The sequence below is a fragment of the Paroceanicella profunda genome, assembly GCF_005887635.2.
Lineage (GTDB): Bacteria > Pseudomonadota > Alphaproteobacteria > Rhodobacterales > Rhodobacteraceae > Paroceanicella > Paroceanicella profunda.
Window position 1 is genome coordinate 3189377 of the sequence record NZ_CP040818.1, and the last position, 21045, is coordinate 3210421.

Here is a 21045-nt window from a genome sequence, read left to right on the forward strand (position 1 = left end):
TCAGCTCGTCAGGCCGGGGGTGCAGGTGAAGCTGGTCGGGGTGATGGATTTCACCAGCTGCTCCTGTTCGCTGCCCGGTTCGGAGTTCTGCGGGATGATGATGATCTCGCCGTCGCGGCGCACGTGCGCGAAGCAATGGGCCTTGTCGAAGAAGAAGCAGTATCGTCCGTCCGAATAGGTCCAGCGCGCGTTGGCGCAGACACCGGACGCGTGCTGGAAGGTGACGGTATCCTGCCCCGGCCAGTAATACTCCCGGCCGAAATACGTTCCGTTTATGTAGTAGTAGACGGTTTTTCCCGTGGTCAGGCTGCGCCATTCCGCTTCCGGAATGGGGCTGTCCTGCGCCGCCGCCGCGAGGGGCGGAACGAGCGACGCGCCGAAGAGGGCCAGGGCGGCGAATGCCAGCGTACGGAACATGCAGATCTCCCGGTGTTTGTGCTGAACTTAGGACCTGCGGTGCGCAGCGGCAAGCGAAGGCCCGGGATGCGCCCGCTTTTCCCTTTCGCTTTGCCGCGCCTGACGGTAGGGGAAGGGGGTCACGCAGCCGGACAGGAAGACGGAGAAGCCCGCCCGATGTCGCTTTTCGGAAAGCTCAAGGACCGCCTGTTCAAGTCCTCGTCGAAGCTCGACGAAGGTCTTGACGCCATCCTCCAGGACGGAGGCACCGTCGAGCCCGCGGGGCAGGGCTCCGATCCCGGCCCGGCGTCTGGCGGGCCGGCGCCCGACGTGCCGCCGCAGCACGGTGTTCCGCCTGCGCCTTCCGCATCGCCCGCGCCCGCCCCGACACCGGCGCCCGCCGTGACGCCTCCCGCCCCGACATCTCCCGCCGCGCGCCCAGCGCCGGCCGCACCCGTGCCCATCCCCGCGCCGCCGCCGGCGGCCCCGGCCGAGGCGCCGCGCCGCGGGCTGTTCTCGCGCATCACCGGGCGTGGCGGCGCCGCGGCCGCTCCCCAGGCGCAGGGCGTTCTGCGCCGCACGCTGGACGACGCGATGCTCGAGAGCCTGGAGGAGCTGCTCATCCAGTCGGACATGGGGGTGGAGACCGCGCTGCGCGTGGCCGCGAACATGGCCGAGGGCCGCTATGGCCGCAAGCTCTCGGGCGACGAGATCAAGCGCCTGCTGGCCGCCGAGGTGAGCCGCATTCTCGAACCCGTCGCCCGGCCGATGCCGCTCACCCCGCGCAAGCCCCAGGTGGTGCTGGTGGTGGGCGTGAACGGCTCGGGCAAGACCACGACCATCGGCAAGCTCGCCAGCCAGTTCCGCGCCGCCGGCAAGAGCGTGGTGATCGCCGCCGGCGACACGTTCCGCGCCGCGGCCGTCGAGCAGCTGCAGATCTGGGGCGAAAGGGCCGGGGTTCCGGTGATGACCGCGCCGGAGGGCTCCGACCCCGCCAGCCTCGCCTTCGACGCGATGACCCGGGCGGAGGCGGAGGGCGCCGACCTCCTGCTCATCGACACCGCCGGGCGGCTGCAGAACCGCACCGACCTGATGGAGGAGCTTGCGAAGATCATCCGCGTGATCCGCAAGAAGGACCCCTCCGCCCCGCACAACACGCTGCTGGTGCTCGACGCGACCACGGGGCAGAACGCGCTCAGCCAGGTGGAGATCTTCCGCAAGATCGCCGATGTCTCCGGCCTGGTGATGACCAAGCTCGACGGCACCGCGAAGGGCGGCGTGCTGGTGGCGCTGGCGGACCGCTTCGGCCTGCCGATCCATGCCATCGGCGTGGGCGAGCAGATCGACGATCTCGCCCCCTTCGACCCGGAGGAGTTCGCCCGCGCGCTCACCGGCCTCGACGCGTGACAGGCCCCGCGGCCGTCGCGCGCGGAACCGGCCGGGCGCACGGGCCCGGTGGAATGCCCCCCCTTTGACACTGGGAGACTGAAGATGGCCGGAAAGCCGCTGAACCCCGTCCTGAAGCTGGTGCTCGAACTCGGGCCGGTCTTCGCCTTCTTCCTCACATACCGGCTCAGCACGGCCGATCCGGCGCTGCCTGCGGAGCAGGCGGAGCTGGCGCGGATGATCTTCGCGACCTCGGTCTTCATCCCGCTGGTGCTGGCGGCGCTGGCGGTGTCCTGGTGGATCAGCCGCACGCTGCCGAAGATGGCCGCGCTCACGGCGCTGGTGGTGGTGGTGTTCGGCGGGCTCACCATCGCGCTGAAGGACGACACGTTCTTCAAGATGAAACCCACCATCATCTACGGGCTCTTCGCGGTGATCCTCGGCGTGGGGCTGATGCGCGGGCAGTCCTACCTGCAATACCTCATGGGCGAGGTGTTCCGGATGAAATCCGCGGGATGGATGCTGTTCACCCGGCGCTTCGCGCTGTATTTCGCCTGCCTCGCGGTGGCGAACGAGCTGGTCTGGCGCACGCAGGACACCGACACCTGGGTGACCTTCCGGACCTTCGTTCTGCCGCTGGCGACCTTCGTGTTCATCCTCACCCAGGCGCCCCTGCTGGGCCGCTACATGGAGAAGGACGAGTGATCCGACGGAGACCCGCCAGGGCGGGTCGCGGGTTTCGTCTCGCCTGACGGCCGCTGCGGCGGCCGGCAGGCTCGGGGGTGTCGGGCCCGGTCCGGGCCCGTCATTTTCCTTCGAGAAGCGGGCGGATCCGGCTGTCGTAGATGGATTTCGTGATCGGGCCCGGGTGGCGCAGCAGCACCTTGCCGCTGCCGTCGATCACGAAGGTCTCCGGCACGCCGTAGAGCCCCCAGTTGATGCCGTTGCGCCCGGTGGGGTCCGCCCCGATGCGGGTGAACGGGTCGCCCAGGTCCGCGAGGAAGCCCTGCGCATCGCCCGGCTTGTCTTTGTAGTTCACCCCGTAGATCGGCACGCCGGAGCGCGCGATGGCCATCAGCATCGGGTGCTCGGCCCGGCAGGGCGCGCACCAGCTGGCCCAGAAGTTCACCAGCTTCACGCCGGGTGCCGAGAGATCGGCCGTTTCGGGCACCGGAGCGCCCTCGATCAGCGGCTCCAGCGCCAGCCCCGGCGCCGCGCGCTGGGTGAGGGCGGAGGGCAGCTCATCCGGGTTCTGCCGCGACAGCGCCCAGTAGCCCACGCCGAGGAAGATCGCCGCGCAGGCCACCGGCGCCAGCATCCAGGGCCGGAAGCCGGAGGCGCGGGCCGGGGCGCCGGCCTCCGCCGGCGCGGGCGTGGTGTGGGAGGCGGGGTCACTCATCCGGAGGTCTCCTGAGGGCTTCGAGCCGGGCGAGGGCGGCCTTCACCCGGCGGTGGCGCAGCCAGGAGGCGCCCACCAGCAGCGCCAGTGCCGCCAGCGTCACCCCATAGGCGCCCAGCACCGCGACGGTGTATCTGCCGAGATCCGGAAGCATCAGCCTGCCGCCAGCCGCTGGTGCAGGGCGCGGATGCGCCGGGCACGGATCTCGGTGCGGGTGCGCAGCAGCAGCAGCGCGAGGAAGGTGAGGAAGAACCCGGCCATGCACAGCAGCAGCGGAAACCAGAACACGTCGCTCACGTTCTCGCGCCGGTCCAGCGACATCGAGGCCCCCTGGTGCAGCCCCTGCGACCAGAAGTTCACCGCGTAGCGCGACAGCAGGGCGAAGAGCGAGCCCACCATCGCCAGAACGGAGGTGAGGTCCGCCGCCTTGTCCGGGTCCTCGATCGCCGCCCAGAGCGCGATGTAGCCGAGGTAGAACAGGAACAGCACGAAAAACGAGGTGAGGCGCGGGTCCCATTCCCAGGGCGAGCCCCACATCGGCTGGCCCCAGAGCGCGCCGGTGAGCAGCGCGATCACCGTCATCACCGCACCCACCGGCGCGGCCGCGCGCGCCGCGAGCACCGAGACATGGTGCCGGCGGATGAGCCAGACCAGCGAGGCCACGAACATCATCACGTAGATGTTGATCGCCATCATCGCGGCGGGCACGTGCACGAAGAGGATCTTCACCGTGGAGCCCTGACGCGCCTCGTCGGGGGTGAGGAAGAAGCCCCAGGCCAGCCCCGGCACGAGGCACAGCACCGCCAGCCCCGCCACCCAGGGCAGGGCCACGCCGGACAGGCGCATGAAACGGGTCGGGTTCGCGTATTCCCAGAATGACATGGCGACGTGAATAGCCGCCGTCCTCTCAGCGCGCAATGGGCCGTTGGTCACAGGGGGGGAGAGCGGGGTCGTCACCGGCGCCCGCACCCCGCACGGTCTCCCCCTTTGTCGGGGATTCTCCGCCCGCGCCGCGGCGGCTCCCGCCGGCCCCGACGCCCGGTCAGGCGCCGCGCGGCAACGGGCGGGGCGCGAAGACAACCGGACGCGGCCGCCGCCTCGCACCGCCGGAGCGTCGCGCCGCATGCGCCTTGCACCGCCTGCGCCTCGCACCGCCGGTGCATCGCGCCGGCGGGCAGGTGCGTCAGGCCCGGTGCCCGCGAAGGGAACAGGCGGGGCGCGGCGGCCGCACCCGGCTCCCGGGACGGGAGGCCGGGCGCCCGGCCTATCGAAGGTTCATGCGCAGGGCCGCGGCGGCGGCGAAGGGGGCGAGGGCGAGGGTGCCGAGGGTGACGGCGCCGAGCAGCAGCAGGGCGGTCGCCGGGTTCTGCCCGCGGGCGGCGAGATCGACCGCCCTTGCCCCGAAGATCAGCGTGGGAATGTAGAGCGGCAGCACGAGGAGCGAGAGCAGCAACCCGCCGCGCCTGAGGCCCACCGTGATCGCCGCGCCGGCCGCGCCGATGAAGCTCAGCGCCGGCGTGCCCACGGCGAGTGCCGCCACCAGCCAGGGCAGCGCCGGCCCGGGCAGCGCCAGCGTGACCGACAGCACCGGGGCCACCAGCAGCAGCGGCAGCCCGGTGGTGAGCCAGTGCGCCAGCGCCTTCACCGCCACCACCGCCTCCAGCGGCAGCGGCGCGAGGGCGAGGATGTCGAGCGTGCCGTCCTCGTGATCGGCCTGGAACAGCCGGTCCAGCGAGAGCAGGCAGGCGAGCAGCGCGGCCACCCAGATCACCCCCGGCGCGATCCGCCCGAGCAGGGCGCTCTCCGGCCCGATTCCCAGCGGCATCAGCAGGATGGTGACGAGAAAGAAGGCGAGCCCCAGCCCGGCCCCGCCGCCCGAGCGCAGCGCCAGCAGCATCTCGCGCCGCAACAGCGCCAGCACGGCGCCGCTCACAGCCCGTCCTCCCAGGCGTCGCCGAGGAAGGGGTCGGCGGACTCGCGCACCGCCGCGCTCACCGGCTCCAGCCGCAGCACCCGGGCCTCGGAGAGCCCGAGGTCGATATGCGTGGCCACCAGCGCCATGCCCCCGCCGGCGCAATGGGCGCGCACCATGCCGGCGAAATCCGCCACCGCATCCGCGTCGAGCGAGACGGTGGGTTCGTCCAGCAGCCACAGCGGCCGGGCGGCGAGCGCGAGCCGGGCCAGCCCGATCCGCCGCTTCTGCCCGGCCGAACAGGCGCCGGCCGGCCGGTCCGCCAGGGCCGCCAGCCCGAAGAGCGCCAGCGCCGGGCCCGCATCGGGCGCGCCGAACAGCCGGGCCTGGAAGGCCAGGTTCTCCGCCACGGTCATCTGCGGCTTCACCGCGTCGAGATGGCCGGCATAGGCGAGCTGCTCCTGCACCGTGTCCGGCTCCTGCGCCAGGTCGGCGCCCATCAGCGTGGCGGAGCCGGCGGCGAGCGGCAGCAGCCCGGCCAGCGCGCGCAGCAGGGTGGACTTGCCCGCGCCATTGGGCCCGCGCAGCAGCGCGGCCTCGCCGGGGGCGAGGGAAAAATCCAGCCCGGACACGACCATACGGCCGCCCCGGGCCACGCCGAGATCACGCAGGATGAGGCTCATGCGCATCCTCTAGCGCGAAGCGGGCAGGCGCGAAAGTGACAAACCGGCCCGCCCGCCGCGGGGCCCGGGCCCGGCCCGCCCCGGGCAAAGCCGCAAGGGCATGAACGCAAGGTTGCGCAAACCCGCTGCATTCACGCGAAAAATTCGCCCGGAGGGCACGGTATACCATTGCACACACTTGAATTGAGTCCAGATATGAGCCATGAGGTGCACAGCGAGACCCCAGCCCGCCCCGCCGCGCCAGCGCTTGGCGGGTCTCAGCCAGACGGAGGCCACATGACCATTTTCACCGGATCAGACACGAGCAAGACTCGCCGCGAGCTCAGCGTCGGCGGCAAGACCTACGCCTATTACTCGATCCCGGCGGCCCAGGAAGCGGGCCTCGGCGACTTCAGCCGCCTGCCGGCCGCGCTGAAGGTCGTGCTCGAGAACATGCTGCGCTTCGAGGACGGCAAGACCGTCAGCACCGAGGACATCAAGGCCTTCTCCGAATGGGCCGACAAGGGCGGCAAGAACCCGCGCGAGATCGCCTACCGCCCCGCGCGCGTGCTGATGCAGGACTTCACCGGCGTTCCGGCCGTGGTTGACCTCGCCGCGATGCGTGACGCGATGGTCGCCCTCGGCGGCGACCCGGAGAAGATCAACCCGCTGAACCCGGTCGATCTCGTGATCGACCACTCGGTGATGGTGGATGAGTTCGGCAACGCCCGCGCCTTCCAGATGAACGTGGAGCGCGAGTACGAGCGCAACGGCGAGCGTTACGAGTTCCTGAAATGGGGGCAGGGCGCGTTCAACAACTTCCGCGTCGTCCCCCCCGGCACCGGCATCTGCCACCAGGTGAACCTGGAGTACCTCGGCCAGACCGTCTGGACCGACCAGGACCAGAACGGCGTGGAAGTCGCCTATCCGGACACGCTGGTGGGCACCGACAGCCACACCACCATGGTCAACGGCCTCGCGATCCTCGGCTGGGGCGTGGGCGGCATCGAGGCGGAAGCCGCCATGCTCGGCCAGCCGATCTCCATGCTCATCCCGGAAGTCGTGGGCTTCAAGCTCACCGGCAAGCTCAAGGAAGGCATGACCGCGACCGACCTCGTGCTCACGGTCACGCAGATGCTGCGCAAGAAGGGCGTGGTGAACAAGTTCGTCGAGTTCTACGGCGAAGGCCTTGACCATCTGCCGCTGGCCGACCGCGCGACCATCGCCAACATGGCCCCGGAATACGGCGCCACCTGCGGCTTTTTCCCGATCGACGACGAGACGCTGAACTACCTGCGCACCTCGGGCCGCGAGGAGGAGCGCATCGCCCTCGTCGAGGCCTATGCGAAGGAGAACGGCTTCTGGCGCGGTGCGAACTACGCGCCGATCTACACCGACACGCTCGAGCTCGACATGTCCACCGTCGAGCCCTCCCTCGCCGGGCCGAAGCGCCCGCAGGACCGCGTGCCGCTCTCCTCGGCCGCCGAGGGCTTCCTGAAGGTGACCGCCGACTACCGCGGCGTGGACCTCTCCGCCGGCGCCACCGAGATGGCCGCCGAGGGTGGCGCCACTGTCCCGGTTCCGACGATCGAGACCATCGCCAAGACCGCGAAGGTCGAGGGCGAGACGTACGAGATCCGGGACGGCTCGGTGGTGATCGCCGCCATCACGTCGTGCACCAACACCTCGAACCCCTACGTGATGATCGCGGCGGGCCTGGTGGCGCAGAAGGCGAACGCCCTCGGCCTCACCCGCAAGCCCTGGGTGAAGACCTCCCTCGCCCCCGGCTCCCAGGTGGTGACGGAATACCTGCGTGACGCGGGCCTGCAGGACGATCTCGACGCGCTCGGGTTCAACCTGGTGGGCTACGGCTGCACCACCTGCATCGGCAACTCGGGCCCGCTGCCGGAGAAGATCTCCAAGGCGATCGCGGACAACGACATCGTCGCCTGCTCGGTGCTCTCGGGCAACCGCAACTTCGAGGGCCGCGTGAACCCCGACGTGCGGGCGAACTACCTCGCCTCGCCGCCGCTCTGCGTGGCCTATGCCATCGCCGGCGACATGAACATCAACATCATGGAAGACGCGATCGCCCAGAAGGCGGACGGCACCCCGGTGTTCCTCAAGGACATCTGGCCGACGCAGAAGGAAGTCTCCGACCTGGTGATGAAGACCGTCACCCGCGAGGCCTTCCAGTCCAAATACGCCGACGTGTTCAAGGGCGACGAGCACTGGCAGAAGGTCGATGGCGGCGAAGGGCTCACCTACTCCTGGCCGGCCAGCTCCACCTATGTCCAGAACCCGCCCTACTTCGTGGGCATGGGCATGGAGCCGGGCGTGATCGATGACGTGACCGACGCGAAGATCCTCGCGCTGCTGGCGGATTCGGTGACCACGGACCACATCTCGCCGGCAGGCTCGTTCAAGCCGGATCACCCGGCGGGCAAGTACCTGATCGAGCGTCAGGTTCCGGTGCGGGACTTCAACTCCTACGGCTCCCGCCGCGGCAACCACGAGATCATGATGCGCGGCACCTTCGCCAACATCCGCATCCGCAACGAGATGCTCGACGGCGTCGAGGGCGGCTACACCAAGGGCCCCGACGGCGAGACCACCTCGATCTACGACGCGGCGATGGAGTATATCGAGCAGGGCCGCTCGCTGGTGATCATCGCCGGCAAGGAATACGGCACCGGCTCCTCGCGTGACTGGGCGGCCAAGGGCACGGCGCTCCTCGGCGTGAAGGCCGTGATCGCGGAGAGCTTCGAGCGCATCCACCGCTCGAACCTGGTGGGCATGGGCGTGATCCCGTTCGAGTTCAAGAACGGCGACACCCGCAAGTCCCTCGGGCTCACCGGCGCGGAAACCGTGTCGATCACCGGCCTCAAGGGCGATCTGAAGCCGCAGGCCGACGTGCCGGCGACCGTCACCTACGCCGACGGCACGGTGAAGGAGATCACCCTGCGCTGCCGCATCGATACCGCGGTGGAGATCGAATACGTCGAGAACGGCGGCGTGCTGCACTACGTGCTGCGCAGCCTGGCCCGCGCGGCCTGAGCCTTCTGCCTCGTGCCGCGCCCCGCCGGGCGCGGCGCACCTGCCTGAAGGACACGCCCGCTTCCCCCCGGAAGCGGGCGTTTTCCTTGGGCCGTTCCCGGGCCCTGCACTGCTGCGCAATTGCAACAACTTTTCGTGCAAATGCGCCACAGCCCCCGCTTCTCCCGAAAGCTTGACTGGCACGTGACGCCGGGCCCGCCTAGCTTGAGGGGCAACGGAATTCTGAGGATCTCATGCACCGTCTTTTCGCTCTGCTCACAGCACTCGCCCTGGTTCCCCTCACGGGGGCGGCCTCGCGGGCCGAAGAGAAGCCGGTGGTGGTGGAACTGTTCACCAGCCAGGGGTGCTCGTCCTGTCCCCCGGCCGACGCGCTGGCCGACACGCTGTCGCGTGAGCCGGGCCTGCTGATCCTCACGCTGCACGTGGATTACTGGGATTATCTGGGCTGGCGTGACAGGTTTGCCCGTCCGGAAAACACCCGGCGGCAGAAGGCCTACACGGCGATGTTCCACGCCCGCTCGGTCTACACGCCGCAGGCCATCGTGCAGGGCTCGGAACGGCTGGTGGGCAGTGACGCGCCGGCGCTGGTGGCGGCCATCCAGGCCCAGCGGGCGCTGCCCTCCATCGCGCACATCGAGCTGGTGCGCCGCTCCGATTCCATTGACGTTAAACTGTCATCCGCCGCGCCGATCATCTTCCGCAGCAAGGGCATCCTGCATCTCGTCACCTATGACGAGCCGCAGACCGTGCGTATCGAGCGAGGTGAAAACGCCGGCAAGACAGTGGTTTATACCAATGTCGTGCGGGACTGGATGAAACTCGGCGTGTGGGATGGCCGCGCGCCGATGACAATCAGCGCCCCGATGCCCTCCATGGGCAAGGGGCTGGCCGTGATCCTTCAGGACGGCAAGGTCGGGCCCATTCTGGCCTCCGCCTGGATCGAACCCTGAGCCGGCCTCCGGTCCCCGCATGGGGGCCGCGCGCCGCGTCAGCGCCAGCGGTGATGCAGCCAGAGCCACTGGCCGGGGTATCTGCGGATCCAGTCCGAAATCCGGGCGTTCACCGTCACCATCCGCTCCAGCGCATCCGCGCCTTCGATCGGGGCTTCCAGCGTCACGTCGAAACTCTGCCCGTCCTCCAGCCGTCGCCCGAAGGCCGGCACCATGGGAATTTTGTGACGCAGGGCAAGCTGGGCCGCGGCGGGCACGGTTTCGGCCGGGATGCCCATGAAGGGCAGCCGCGGCGCGCCGGTCTGCTTCTGGTCCACCAGGATCAGCGCCACGCCGCCGTGTGACAGATGCTCCACGAAGGCGCGCATGCCCTTGCGGCCCTTCACCATCACCGGCTCGCCCGCGGCGAGCATGCGCCCGCGCACCAGCGTGTCGAAATGCGGGTTGTTGAAGGCCCGGTAGATCATGCCGCACTCGATCCCGGCGTGCTTCAGCCCCATGCGGATGCTCTCCCAGTTGCCGAAATGCGCCGAGACGATGATCGCACCGCGCCCCGCGGCCTGGGAGGCACGGATCGCCTGCAGCCCCGGGCCGTCAAGATGCACGCGTTCCGGCTCGCGCATCAGCTCGGTGAGCAGGCCGTATTCCATCAGCAGGCGGCCGAAATTGTTGCCCATCTCGCGCAGGATCTCCTCCTGCCGCTCGGGCGGGGTGCCGGGCAGGGCCAGATCGAGATTGGCCATGGCCCGGCGGCGCAGGGCGGGCACCCGGGGCACCAGCATCTCGCCCACCCTGCCGACGGCCGCGATGCGCCGGTCGATGGGCAGCAGGCTGATCGCGGCCACGCCCACTCGCAGCAGGGCATATTCCACCGCGAAGCCGAGGCGCTTGCCGAGGGGGCGCGAGGCGGCTGGGGTCATGGTCGGGTCTCCAGTCGGCGCAGAAGCACGTGGAAGCGCAGGCTGAGCAGCACCATTGCCGTGCAGCAGCCGAGCGCGGTGGCGAGGAACAGGCCCTGTTCTCCCATCGGCGTGTGCAGCCCCAGCACGATGCCCAGCGGCAGCATCACCAGCCAGAAGCCGATGAAGAAGCGCAGGGTTGTGCCCCAGCTGTCGCCGAGGGCGCGGTTGCACTGGCCGGCGACGACCTGTCCGCCGTCGAACACCAGCGAAATCGCGAGGATCGCGAACAGCGGGGAGAGTCGGGCCAGCAACGCCGGGTCGCTGGTGAAGATCGCGCCGAGGAGCGGGGCCTTCCACACCACAAACACGGCGCAGAGCGCAATGGTTCCCGCCGTGGCGGAGAGGCCGGACCAGCCGGCGAAGCGCGCCTCGGCGATGTCGCCCGCGCCGCGCGCGGTGCCCACGCGCACCGCGGTGGCCACGGAGAGGCCGAGCGCGATCATGAACACCGTCGCCTCCACCTGATGGGCGATGGTGTAGGCCGCGAGGGCAGCGGGAGAGATCAGCCCGGCAACCTGGTTCAGCCCGGCGAAGGCCATGGTCTCGAAGAAGAAGGCAGCGCCGGAGGACACGCCGATGATGCGGATGGCGCGGCCCGCGGCCCAGCCGCCGGGCCCCCAGAAGCCGCTGCGCGGCAGCGCGCGCACTTCGCGCAGGCGCAGGATATAGGCGATGATGCCGATGGCCATCACCGCCCGCGCGGCCGTGGAGGCCAGCGCCGCGCCCTCCGCGCCCATGGCCGGCAGCCCGGCGGCGCCGTCGATCAGCAGCAGGTTTCCGGCGATGTTCACCAGGTTGGCACAGCCCATCAGCACCAGGCCGGGCAGGGGCTTCGAGCGCCCTTCCAGGTAGAAGCTGGAGGCGACGAACAGGATCTGCAGCACCGCACCCGGTGCCAGCCAGCGCGCCGCGCTGCCGCCGCCGATGGCGAGGTCCGGCGCCTGCCCGATCAGCCTGAGCCAGGTTTCGGAAAACAGCGCCAGCACCGTGCAGACCAGCCCCACGCTGAGCGCCCAGGCAATGCCGCGCCGCCAGGTGGCGGCCCCGGCCTGCCCGTCTCCCGCACCGGCATGCCGGGCGGTTTCGGCCACGATGCCGGTCATCGCGCCCACGCCGGTGATCATGACCGGAAAGAACACCGCGTAGCCCATGGAGAGATGCGCCAGCGCCGCCGTGTCATACCGGCCGACCATCACGATATCGGCCAGCGACAGCGTGAAGATGCCCGCGCGCGCCAGCATCACCGGCCAGGCAAGGCGGAACAGCGCCCCCCAGTGCTGAAGAAGCCGGGGCAGGAAGCGCGGAACGGGGTCCGGCGCGCGATAGGGGATGTCGGCGGGCTGCATGGGAAAACTGTCCTGCGGGCGGCGCTCCCGGGTCCGGCCGGGAGAGGGAGGGTTCTCCCTAGTCCGCCCGGACGCCGATCACAAGCACCGGTCCACGCTCACGCCGGGGCCGAGGCCACGCCGACGCCGATCATGCTGTCGCGGGTGACAAGGGCGGCGAGCTGCTCCGCGCTCCAGCCCTCGGTGCCGTCCGGGCGCAGCGGCAGAACGATGTAGCGCATGTCCGCGGTGGAATCGTGCACCCGCACGCGGGTGGTGTCCGGCAGGTCCAGCCCGAATTCGCCCAGCACCTTGCGCGGCTCGCGCACCACGCGGCTGCGATAGGCGCGGTTCTTGTACCAGTCGGGCGGCAGGCCCAGCAGGTTGCGCGGGTAGCAGGAGCAGAGCGTGCAGACCACGACGTTATGCGTGTCCGCCGTGTTCTCCACCACCACCAGTTTCAGCGCGTCGACGGTGCAGCCGAGTTCCGCCGCGGCGGCGGAGCCATCCGCCATCAGCCGGGCCTTGTAGGCCGGGTCGGTCCAGGCGCGGGCCACCACCCGGGCGCCATCGGCCGGGGAGCGCGCGTCCATGCGCCCGATGGCGGCGGAGATCTCGGCCGGGGTGAAGATGCCCTTTTCCACCAGCAGCTCCCGAACGGCGATTTCCATTGCCTGCCAATGGGTCAGCGGCCCATCCTGATCCTTCCTGTAAGGGTGGCCGGACGGGCTCATCCCCTCATGGTGGTGTTCGTGATCGTGGGAATGGTCGGCGTGGTCATGCGGCATGTCTCAGCCCTCCACAGGTTCGAGCCAGTGCTCGTAGATTTCCGCGTCCAGCGTGTCGGCCGGGTTCTCCGCCGCCGCGCCCCAGACTTCGGCCATGGTGAAGCGCACCCGGACCAGCCGCCGCGGCGGGGTGCCGGGCAGGCCGTAGGCCAGTTCCTCGGGGTTGGGAAAGCTGCCCAGGTCCCGCTCGATCACGCCGCACTTGCCGCGCAGGTAGCGCGGGGTGCGCACGTGAAGCCCGTGGCTGGGCCATGTCTTCACGCGCACCGCGGTCTCAGGCATCTCCGGGCTCCGCCAGCGAACAGGTGGCGTAATCGGCCCCGCGCGCGGCCACGGCCTGCAGGCGCGCGGCCAGCTCGTCGGCCGTGTAGGCGCCCGCCTCTATGAGGTTGCGGTTCACCGAGTAGATCCAGCGCTCGTAATAGCTCATGGTCTCGTAGGCGTCCGGGCCCATGTCCTCGATGGCACGGCGCAGGCCGTCCACGGTGAACAGGCCCCGCGAGGTGGAGAGGACCATCAGCGCGTCGACGCGCTTTTCCCACAGGGCATAATCATGCTCCGACAGGTCCACCGGGCCGGCCTCGAGGCCGCCCATGTCGTGGTAGCGGAGAGTCTTTTCGGGATCTGTGCTCATGGGAGGAGAGATTAACGGCGCCCCGTGGCGCCGTCCAATCCTCTTTCACCTGGCCGGGCACATCCGGCGCTCCGGCCTCCCCGCGCGGGGGAGGCGGAAGAGGGATCAGCGCATCGGGCCGATCACCATCACCATCTGGCGGCCTTCGAGCTTGGGCATGGATTCGACCTTGCCAAGGGCTTCGACATCGCCCGCCACGCGGCGGAGAAGCTGCGATCCGAGCTCCATATGCGCCATCTCGCGGCCACGGAACCGGAGCGTGACCTTGACCTTGTCGCCCTCCTCAAGGAATTTCGTGACGTTGCGCATCTTCACATCGTAATCGTGCTGATCGATGTTCGGACGGAACTTCACTTCCTTGATCTCGATGACCCGCTGATTCTTGCGCGCTTCCGCCGCCTTCTTCTGCTGTTCATACTTGAACTTGCCAAAGTCCATGATCTTGCACACGGGCGGAGCGGCGTTGGGCGAGATCTCCACGAGATCGAGCCCGGCTTCCTGCGCCATCACAAGCGCATCGCGAGGCGAGATCACCCCGACGTTCTCTCCGTCCGCACCGATGAGACGGATTTCGGTTGCGCGAATCCGGTCGTTCACACGGGGGCCGGTGTCACGGGTGGGCGGCGCATTTTGAGGTCTGCGAGCTATGGTGCTGGATCCTTCGATTGTTCAAGAGATACCGGCGGCAATTCGGCTCGGCCGGAGTGGTGGACCGCAAAAATAGTGTATTCCGCGCGAGTTGCAATGCCCCAATCGCTCCGGGCCGCGCAGAACGGCCCGGAACTTTCACAAATTCACCGCAATCAGCGCAGATCGGGCGGCAGCGCTTCGGTGGCGAGGCTGGTGAGCACCTCGTCGAGGGCCATGACCTTCTGGCCGTTTTCGCCCAGAACGCGCATGGACACGCTGCGCGCCTCCACCTCCTGGCGCCCCAGCGCGAGGATCACCGGCACCTTGCCCACCGAGTGCTCGCGCACCTTGTAGTTGATCTTCTCGTTGCGCTTGTCGGCCTCGGCGCGCAGGCCGCGGGCGCGCAGGGCGGCCACGACCTCGTCGACATACTCATCCGCATCCGAGACGATCGAGGCCACCACCACCTGCCGGGGGGCCAGCCAGAGCGGGAAGCGCCCGGCGTAGTTCTCGATCAGGATGCCGATGAAGCGCTCGAAGGAGCCGAGGATGGCGCGGTGGAGCATGACGGGGCGGTGCTTGGCCCCGTCCTCGCCCACATACTCGGCCTCCAGCCGCTCGGGCAGCACGAAATCGGCCTGGAAGGTGCCGCACTGCCACTCGCGCCCGATGGCATCGGTGAGCTTGAAGTCCAGCTTCGGCCCGTAGAAGGCGCCCTCGCCGGGGTCGACCACGTAATCGTTGGTGACCTTGCGCACCGCGCCCTCCAGCGCCGCCTCCGCCTTGTCCCAGATCTCGTCGGAGCCGGCGCGCACCTCCGGCCGGGTGGAGAACTTGATGTCGAAGCTGGCAAACCCGAGGTCGCGGTAGACGGTGGAGAGCAGGGTGATGAACTTCGCCGTCTCCGCCTCGATCTGGTCCTCGGTGCAGAAGATATGCGCATCGTCCTGGGTGAAGCCGCGCACGCGCATCAGCCCGTGCATGGAGCCGGAGCTCTCATAGCGGTGGCAGGCGCCGAACTCGGCCATGCGCAGCGGCAGGTCGCGGTAGCTCTTCAGGCCCTGATTGTAGATCTGCACGTGGCAGGGGCAGTTCATCGGCTTCAGGGCGTTCACGCGCTTCTCGTTCGCATGTTCCTCATCGATCTCGGTGATGAACATGTTCTCGCGGTACTTCTCCCAGTGGCCGGAGGCCTCCCAGAGCTTGCGGTCCACCACCTGGGGCGTGCGCACCTCGCGGTAGTCCGCCGCGGTGAGGCGGCGGCGCATGTAATCCTCCAGCGTGCGGTAGAGCGACCAGCCGTTGGGGTGCCAGAACACCATGCCCGGGGCCTCTTCCTGCAGGTGGAAGAGGTCCATCTCGCGGCCCAGGCGGCGGTGGTCGCGCTTCGCGGCCTCCTCCAGCATGGTGAGATAGGCGGTGAGGTCGGCCTTGGTGCGGAAGGCGACACCGTAGATGCGCTGGAGCATCTTGTTGCGGCTGTCGCCGCGCCAGTAGGCGCCGGCCACACTCATCAGCTTGAACGCGTCGCGCGGCACCTGCCCGGTGTGGACGAGATGCGGGCCGCGGCAGAGGTCCTGCCAATGGCCGTGCCAGTACATGCGGATGGCCTGGTTCTCGGGAATGGCGTTCACCAGCTCCACCTTGAAGGGCTCGCCGGTCTTCTCGTAATGGGCGATGGCGTCGTCACGGCTCCAGAGCTCGGTGCGCACGGTGTCGCGCGCATCGATGATCTTGCGCATGCGCTGCTCGATGGCCTCGAGATCCTCGGGCGAGAAGGGCTCGTCCCGGTCGAAGTCGTAGTACCAGCCGTTCTCGATCACCGGGCCGATGGTGACCTTCGTGTCCGGCCACAGCTCCTGCACCGCGCGGGCCATGATATGGGCGCAGTCATGGCGGATGAGTTCGAGCGCCTGCGCCTCGTCCTTCATCGTGTGGATGGCGAGGGTGGCGTCCGTGTCGATCGGGCGCGAGAGGTCGCTGAAGGTGCCGTTCACCGTGACGGCAATGGCGGCCTTGGCGAGCGACTTGGAGATGTCGGCGGCCACGTCCATGCCGGTCACGCCGGCCTCGTAGTCGCGCGTCGCGCCATCGGGCAGGGTGATGGTGATGGGGGAGGTCATGGGTGACTCCTTCAGGTTCGGCGCCTACGGAACGCCCGGTTTGTGGGAGCGCCACAAATGCGCAACCGCGCGGTGGTGTCAAGCCGAACCCGCCGGCGGGGCGGGCCTGCGCGTGACCAGCACGATCCCCAGCCCCACCAGCGCCAGCGCGCCCACCACGCGGCCGGAGATCGGCTCGCCCAGCAGCAGCCAGCCGAACAGCACCCCGAAGACCGGTGAGAGGAAGCCGTAGCTCGCCACATCGGAGGTGGGATAGACCGAAAGCACCCAGAACCACGCCACGAAGGACACCGAGACCACCGCCACCACCTGCACGGCGAAGAGGCCCATCAGGCCGGGGGTGACGCTGCGCACCGCCTCGCCGAGGAACGGCGTGAGCGCGAGCAGCACGGGCGCGGAGAGGCCGAGCTGATAGAGCAGCTGCATTTCCGCCGTGGCACGGTTCAGCCGGCTGAGCCGCACGAGGAGCACGAGCGTGGTCCAGCAGAAGGAGGCGGCGAGGCACATCAGGTCGCCCGTCAGCGCCTGCGCGGTGTGGGGAGCGGCATTGCCCGAGAGCGCTAGAACCACGCCGCCGATGGCCAGGGCGAGGCCCAGCAGCCGCCGGGGCGTGAGCCGCTCACCGGGGATGAGCACATGCGCCGCCGCCGCAACCCAGATCGGCATGGTGTAGAACAGGATCGAGGAACGGGTGACCGAGGTATATTCCAACCCGTTGAACAGCAGGCCGAATTCCACCGAGAAGATCACCCCGGAGAGCAGGCCCGGCCACAGGCTGCCGTCGGTGAGCGAGAGTTTCCGCCCGCGCCAGCGCGCCCAGCCCAGGATCAGCACGAAGGCGAGGGCGGAGCGCAGACCGGCCTGGAACACCGGGTGGAAGGCGCCGTTCACCAGCTTGATCATCACCTGGTTCAGCCCCATCGCCAGCGCGAAGCCGATCAGCACGGACGCTCCGAGCGCGTCGATCCGGGTCTTACGGGGCATGGACGGGGGTCCGGGGTGAAGGAGCGGGCCGGGAGGAACGGGGCCGGGAAGGCCGGCGGCGCGCCCGGGGGCGCGGGCGGGATCAGCGGTCGTCCATCAGCTCCCGCGAGGTGATTTCGGCCACCTGTTCGAGGATGGGGGTGGAGGAGAGCGGATGCTCGTCCGTGCGCACCGCGTCAGGACGGTCCACCCTGAGCCAGCGCCCGCCCTGGTAGATCTCGAACGGGCGGTAGCGCGCTTTGTAGGCCATCTTCGGGCTGCCGGGCACCCAGTAGCCGAGATAGACGAAGGGCAATTGCGCGTCCCCCGCGATGCGGATGTGATCAAGGATCATGAAGGCGCCGAGGCTGCGCTTCTCCAGCGCGGTGTCGAAGAAGGAATAGACCATGGACACGCCGTCCGCGAGCAGGTCGGTGAGGCAGACGGCAATGAGCCGGTCATTCTCCTCCGGCAGGCGGTATTCCACCACGCGGGTGCGCACCGGGCTCTCCTCGATCATCGCGGCGAACTCGATCTCGTCCATCTCCGCCATGCCGCCATCGGCGTGGCGGGCGTCGAGATAGGCGCGGAACAGCTCGAACTGCTCCTCCGTCGCCCAGGGGGCGTTGGAGCGGCGCACGATGTCGGAATTGCGCTTCAGCACCCGGGCCTGCGAGCGCGAGGGCCTGAAGTCCGCCACCGGCAGGCGGGCGGAGAGGCAGGCGGCACAATCCGCGCAGGAGGGGCGGTAGAGCACGTTCTGGCTGCGCCGGAACCCCTTGCGCGACAGCGTGTCGTTCAGCGCCACCGAATTGTCCCCGTAAAGCGCGGTGAACAGCTTCCGCTCCTGGCGGCCGGCCAGATAGGGGCACGGCTGGGGGGCCGTGACGAAGAACTGGGGCGTGAGGGTACCGGTGTGGCGCATGCGACCCTATTGTGCAGCAACTCGATTTAAAAAAGCCTAACAGCAAAATCGCCGGGCAAACAACCGCTTTCCCGGCGCACGGGCGGTCACGTGTTCCGGAGCCCGCGTCACACGGGACGGTTGATCGCCGCGGTGCCGAGGATGAAGTCCGGAATGCCGCGTCCGGGCCGGGCGGCAACCATCAGCACCACGCTCGCGATCTGCAGCAGGCCGCCGGCGGCGTAGCAGACGAGGTAGAGCGCCGTGTGCAGGACCGCGAGACCGGAGGTGAGCCTGTCGCCGGTGACGGTGCGGATCTCGATGCCCATCATCCGCATGCCCAGCGTGGCCGAGCCGCCGGAGAGGGTCATCACCCGGTAGAGAAAGTCGATCACCGCCCAGACGCCCAGCGAGATGAAGAAGATCAGCCCCAGGCTGGGCAGCGCCAGCACGAACAGCGCCAGCGTGGTCAGCACGCCGACGATCACGATGTCGATGATCCAGGCGATGAAGCGGCGCAGCGGCACGCCGTCATAGAACTGCGGGTCGTGATCCGGGTCGGGAAGTCCGTCCATGTCGTCCTCATGAGGGGGGAGTGGGCGCGCAGAGTGGCACGCGGGGCCGGGGCTGTCCATCCGTGCGCGGGGCCCTGGCCGCGCATCGGCGCGGCGGGGGGAAGGCGGGGGCCTCCGCCCGGAGGGCCGGGAGGAGGCAGGGGCCGGCGGACCGGGCCGCAGGATCAGACGACCACCTCGGCGTCGCTGCTGTCGTCGCGGCCGCGGCGGCGGTCGTCCATGAAGCGCTCGAACTCGGCCTGGTCCTTGGCGCGGCGCAGCCGCTCCATGAAGCCGCGGAAGGCGGTCTGCTCTTCCTCGAGACGGCGCAGGGTTTCCGCGCGGTATTCGTCGAAGGCCAGGTTGCCGGTGCTCTCGTGTTCGGTACGGCGATTGGCCCAGAAGGCCTTGCGGTTGCTCTTGCAGCCCATGCGTTTGCTCCAGATCATGTAGGCGAGAAGGAAAAGGCCCAGCGGCCAGAAAACCACGAATCCCAGCACCATGCTGGCGATCCAGGCCGGTCTGCCCCTGGCGTCGAGCCAGGTTTCAACGTCCTTCAACCTGTTGGTGAGTGTGTCGATCATGAGTCCTCGTTGCTCCGATGTGAATGTTAATCACATTTACATATGTGGGAGGCGCGACGCGGCCTGCAAGAGGGTCGAGGGGAAATTTCGCATGGCGCGCGGGGGCGGGCCGCGCTCAGTCGAAGTCCGGCAGCAGGCCGAGGCCGCGCAGGTAGATCGCGGAGCCGGATTCCAGCAGTTCCTCGGGGGAGAACGGCGCCCGGCGGCCCGGCCCGCCCCGGGTGAACAGCTCCACCACCCCGTGCGACAGCGCCCAGATGTGATGGCTCACCATGCTGGTGGGCGGCCGCTTTTCGGGGGGGAGGTGGGCGAAGAGTTGCTCCGCCGAGCGGTTCAGAACCCCGATGGCCCGGCCGGCGGCATCGTTGAGATCGGCGCTGCCGGCGATGGAGAGGCCGGATTCGAACATGGCGATGTAATGGCCGGGATGGGTGCGGGCGAAGTCGAGATAGGCCCGGCCCACCGCCTCGAAGGCGCGCAGGGGCGAGCCGGGCGCGCGGGCGCGGGCGGCCTCGAGCTGTTCGGCGAAGATCAGGAAGCCGCGCCGGGCCACTTCGGCGATGAGTTCCTCGCGGCCCTTGAAGTGCCGGTAGGGCGCGGCCGGGCTCACGCCCGCGGCCCGTGCGGCCTCGGCAATGGTGAAGCCCTGCGGCCCGCGCTCCTCGATCAGGGCGATGGCAGCATCCACCAGCGCCTCGCGCAGGTTGCCGTGATGATAGCCGCGCCGGCCGGTCTTCTCGTCGTCTGCCATGCTTTCCTCTAACCGAGCGCGCGGGCGGAGGGAAGCGGCGGCATTCACACGTTCTCGTCGGGCATGATTTCCGGGCCGCCGCAGAGCGCGGTGTCCGTCTTGCCGATGGCTGCGAAATCCTTGCCGGCATAGGGCAGGGTGTTGAGCACATGGCGAATGGCGGCCAGCCGGGCGCGCTTCTTGTCATCGGTGCGCACCACGGTCCAGGGGATCACCGGGTTGTGGCTGGCCTCGAACATCTCGCGGATCGCCTCGGAATAGGCGTCCCAGCGCGAGAGGCCCTGCACGTCGATGGGCGAAAGCTTCCAGTGCTTGAGCGGGTCTTCCTCGCGGGCCAGGAAGCGGTTGAGCTGCTCGGCGCGGCTGACCGTCAGCCAGATCTTGATCAGGTGGATGCCATCCTCGACCAGCATCGATTCGAACTGCGGCGCCTGGGCGAAGAAATCGGCCCGCTGTTTCGGGGTGCAGAAGCCGAACACCGGTTCGACCACCGCGCGGTTGTACCAGGAGCGGTCGAAGAAGGCGATCTCGCCGGCGGAGGGCAGGTGGCGGATGTAGCGCTGGAAATACCATTGCCCCGCTTCCACGTCCGACGGGGTGGAGAGGGCCACCACCCGGGCGGTGCGCGGATTCAGGTTCTCGGTGAAGCGCTTGATGGTGCCGCCCTTGCCGGCCGCGTCGCGCCCCTCGAACAGCACGACCACCCGCGCCCCGCTGCGCCGGACCCAGTCATGCATGCGCACCAGCTCGATCTGCAGCGGCGCCATCTGGCGGGCATACTCCTTCTTGGAGATGCGCCTGGAGTAGGGGTAGCTGGGAGAGAGGATGTCCTTCTTCCCGGCGGCCTCGATGGCCTGGCGGATCTTCTTCGGCGCCTTGTTGCGGAAGAAATGCCGCACGGCGTCGGGCTTCGGCGCGTCGTCGGTGATCGGGGCGGGCCCGCCCTGCTCGGCATGCTCTGCGCTCAACTCGTCCATCTCCGGCTCCCTGCTGCGGGCCCGGCCGACACGGCCCGGCCCATCCCGGTGCAACGCCCGGGGCGGGGCGCAGGTTTCACCCCGGGCG

At 69.1% G+C, this 21045-nt stretch carries 23 protein-coding genes; 4 read left to right on the forward strand and 19 right to left on the reverse strand.

Going from position 1 to position 21045, the window contains the following annotated elements:
- Positions 1-417, reverse strand: coding sequence for a hypothetical protein (locus FDP22_RS14225; RefSeq protein WP_138574661.1), 417 nt, complete (start codon positions 415-417; stop codon positions 1-3).
- Between the two features lie 156 nt (positions 418-573).
- Between FDP22_RS14225 and ftsY the strand changes: the two genes are divergently transcribed.
- On the forward strand, positions 574-1803 hold the full coding sequence (gene ftsY / locus FDP22_RS14230; protein ID WP_138574663.1) for a signal recognition particle-docking protein FtsY: 1230 nt from the start codon (positions 574-576) through the stop codon (positions 1801-1803).
- Positions 1804-1887: 84 nt separating this feature from the next.
- Positions 1888-2487 (forward strand): inner membrane-spanning protein YciB, encoded by a 600-nt coding sequence (locus tag FDP22_RS14235; RefSeq protein ID WP_138574665.1) that lies wholly within the window; start codon positions 1888-1890, stop codon positions 2485-2487.
- A 100-nt stretch (positions 2488-2587) separates the two neighbouring features.
- On the opposite strand, the gene FDP22_RS14240 is transcribed toward FDP22_RS14235, so the two are convergent.
- The 5 genes from FDP22_RS14240 to ccmA all read right to left on the reverse strand — a co-directional run bounded on the left by FDP22_RS14240 (position 2588) and on the right by ccmA (position 5776).
- Complete coding sequence (locus FDP22_RS14240) at positions 2588-3100, reverse strand: DsbE family thiol:disulfide interchange protein (RefSeq protein WP_138574817.1); 513 nt, start codon at positions 3098-3100, stop codon at positions 2588-2590.
- 73 nt (positions 3101-3173) lie between these two features.
- Positions 3174-3335, reverse strand: coding sequence for a heme exporter protein CcmD (ccmD, locus tag FDP22_RS14245; RefSeq protein ID WP_138574667.1), 162 nt, complete (start codon positions 3333-3335; stop codon positions 3174-3176).
- Positions 3335-4063, reverse strand: coding sequence for a heme ABC transporter permease CcmC (gene ccmC, locus FDP22_RS14250; protein WP_138574678.1), 729 nt, complete (start codon positions 4061-4063; stop codon positions 3335-3337). The genes ccmD and ccmC overlap by 1 nt, the downstream gene beginning before the upstream one ends.
- 382 nt (positions 4064-4445) lie before the next feature.
- On the reverse strand, positions 4446-5102 hold the full coding sequence (ccmB, locus tag FDP22_RS14255) for a heme exporter protein CcmB (protein WP_138574819.1): 657 nt from the start codon (positions 5100-5102) through the stop codon (positions 4446-4448).
- An 8-nt stretch (positions 5103-5110) separates the two neighbouring features.
- Entirely contained in the window at positions 5111-5776 is a 666-nt protein-coding gene (ccmA, locus tag FDP22_RS14260; protein WP_138574680.1) for a heme ABC exporter ATP-binding protein CcmA, read from the reverse strand.
- 276 nt (positions 5777-6052) lie between these two features.
- Here ccmA and acnA point away from each other — a divergent pair, with 276 nt between their 5' ends.
- Positions 6053-8812, forward strand: coding sequence for an aconitate hydratase AcnA (gene acnA, locus FDP22_RS14265; protein WP_138574682.1), 2760 nt, complete (start codon positions 6053-6055; stop codon positions 8810-8812).
- Positions 8813-9045: 233 nt separating this feature from the next.
- Entirely contained in the window at positions 9046-9762 is a 717-nt protein-coding gene (locus FDP22_RS14270) for a DUF1223 domain-containing protein (RefSeq protein ID WP_138574684.1), read from the forward strand.
- A gap of 38 nt (positions 9763-9800) precedes the next feature.
- Here FDP22_RS14270 and FDP22_RS14275 read toward each other — a convergent pair whose 3' ends face one another.
- From FDP22_RS14275 to ppk2, 13 genes are all read right to left on the reverse strand, one after another.
- The gene (locus FDP22_RS14275; protein WP_138574686.1) at positions 9801-10682 is read right to left on the reverse strand and encodes a lysophospholipid acyltransferase family protein; all 882 of its coding nucleotides are present in this window, start codon (positions 10680-10682) and stop codon (positions 9801-9803) included.
- Positions 10679-12070: an MATE family efflux transporter gene (locus FDP22_RS14280; RefSeq protein WP_138574688.1), complete on the reverse strand. Its 1392-nt coding sequence runs from the start codon at positions 12068-12070 to the stop codon at positions 10679-10681. Before FDP22_RS14280 ends, FDP22_RS14275 begins: the two co-directional genes overlap by 4 nt.
- A gap of 98 nt (positions 12071-12168) precedes the next feature.
- Positions 12169-12837 (reverse strand): nitrile hydratase subunit alpha, encoded by a 669-nt coding sequence (gene nthA / locus FDP22_RS14285; RefSeq protein WP_138574690.1) that lies wholly within the window; start codon positions 12835-12837, stop codon positions 12169-12171.
- Positions 12838-12840: 3 nt separating this feature from the next.
- Positions 12841-13119, reverse strand: coding sequence for an SH3-like domain-containing protein (locus FDP22_RS25180; protein ID WP_138574692.1), 279 nt, complete (start codon positions 13117-13119; stop codon positions 12841-12843).
- On the reverse strand, positions 13112-13471 hold the full coding sequence (locus FDP22_RS25185; protein ID WP_277884137.1) for an SH3-like domain-containing protein: 360 nt from the start codon (positions 13469-13471) through the stop codon (positions 13112-13114). Before FDP22_RS25185 ends, FDP22_RS25180 begins: the two co-directional genes overlap by 8 nt.
- A gap of 105 nt (positions 13472-13576) precedes the next feature.
- On the reverse strand, positions 13577-14068 hold the full coding sequence (gene infC / locus FDP22_RS14300; protein WP_239031784.1) for a translation initiation factor IF-3: 492 nt from the start codon (positions 14066-14068) through the stop codon (positions 13577-13579).
- A gap of 206 nt (positions 14069-14274) precedes the next feature.
- Positions 14275-16224, reverse strand: coding sequence for a threonine--tRNA ligase (gene thrS, locus FDP22_RS14305; RefSeq protein ID WP_138574696.1), 1950 nt, complete (start codon positions 16222-16224; stop codon positions 14275-14277).
- 78 nt (positions 16225-16302) lie between these two features.
- Entirely contained in the window at positions 16303-17208 is a 906-nt protein-coding gene (locus FDP22_RS14310; protein WP_138574698.1) for a DMT family transporter, read from the reverse strand.
- Between the two features lie 82 nt (positions 17209-17290).
- A complete protein-coding gene (locus FDP22_RS14315) occupies positions 17291-18112 on the reverse strand; it encodes an arginyltransferase (RefSeq protein ID WP_138574700.1) in 822 nt (273 codons plus the stop codon).
- 107 nt (positions 18113-18219) lie between these two features.
- Positions 18220-18666 carry an RDD family protein gene (locus tag FDP22_RS14320; RefSeq protein WP_138574702.1) on the reverse strand — a complete coding sequence of 149 codons (447 nt, stop codon included), beginning with the start codon at positions 18664-18666 and terminating at the stop codon, positions 18220-18222.
- A 164-nt stretch (positions 18667-18830) separates the two neighbouring features.
- Positions 18831-19229: a DUF2852 domain-containing protein gene (locus tag FDP22_RS14325; protein WP_138574704.1), complete on the reverse strand. Its 399-nt coding sequence runs from the start codon at positions 19227-19229 to the stop codon at positions 18831-18833.
- A gap of 115 nt (positions 19230-19344) precedes the next feature.
- Complete coding sequence (locus FDP22_RS14330; RefSeq protein ID WP_138574706.1) at positions 19345-19980, reverse strand: TetR/AcrR family transcriptional regulator; 636 nt, start codon at positions 19978-19980, stop codon at positions 19345-19347.
- A 44-nt stretch (positions 19981-20024) separates the two neighbouring features.
- Positions 20025-20957 carry a polyphosphate kinase 2 gene (gene ppk2, locus FDP22_RS14335; RefSeq protein WP_138574708.1) on the reverse strand — a complete coding sequence of 311 codons (933 nt, stop codon included), beginning with the start codon at positions 20955-20957 and terminating at the stop codon, positions 20025-20027.
- Positions 20958-21045: the final 88 nt, after the last annotated feature.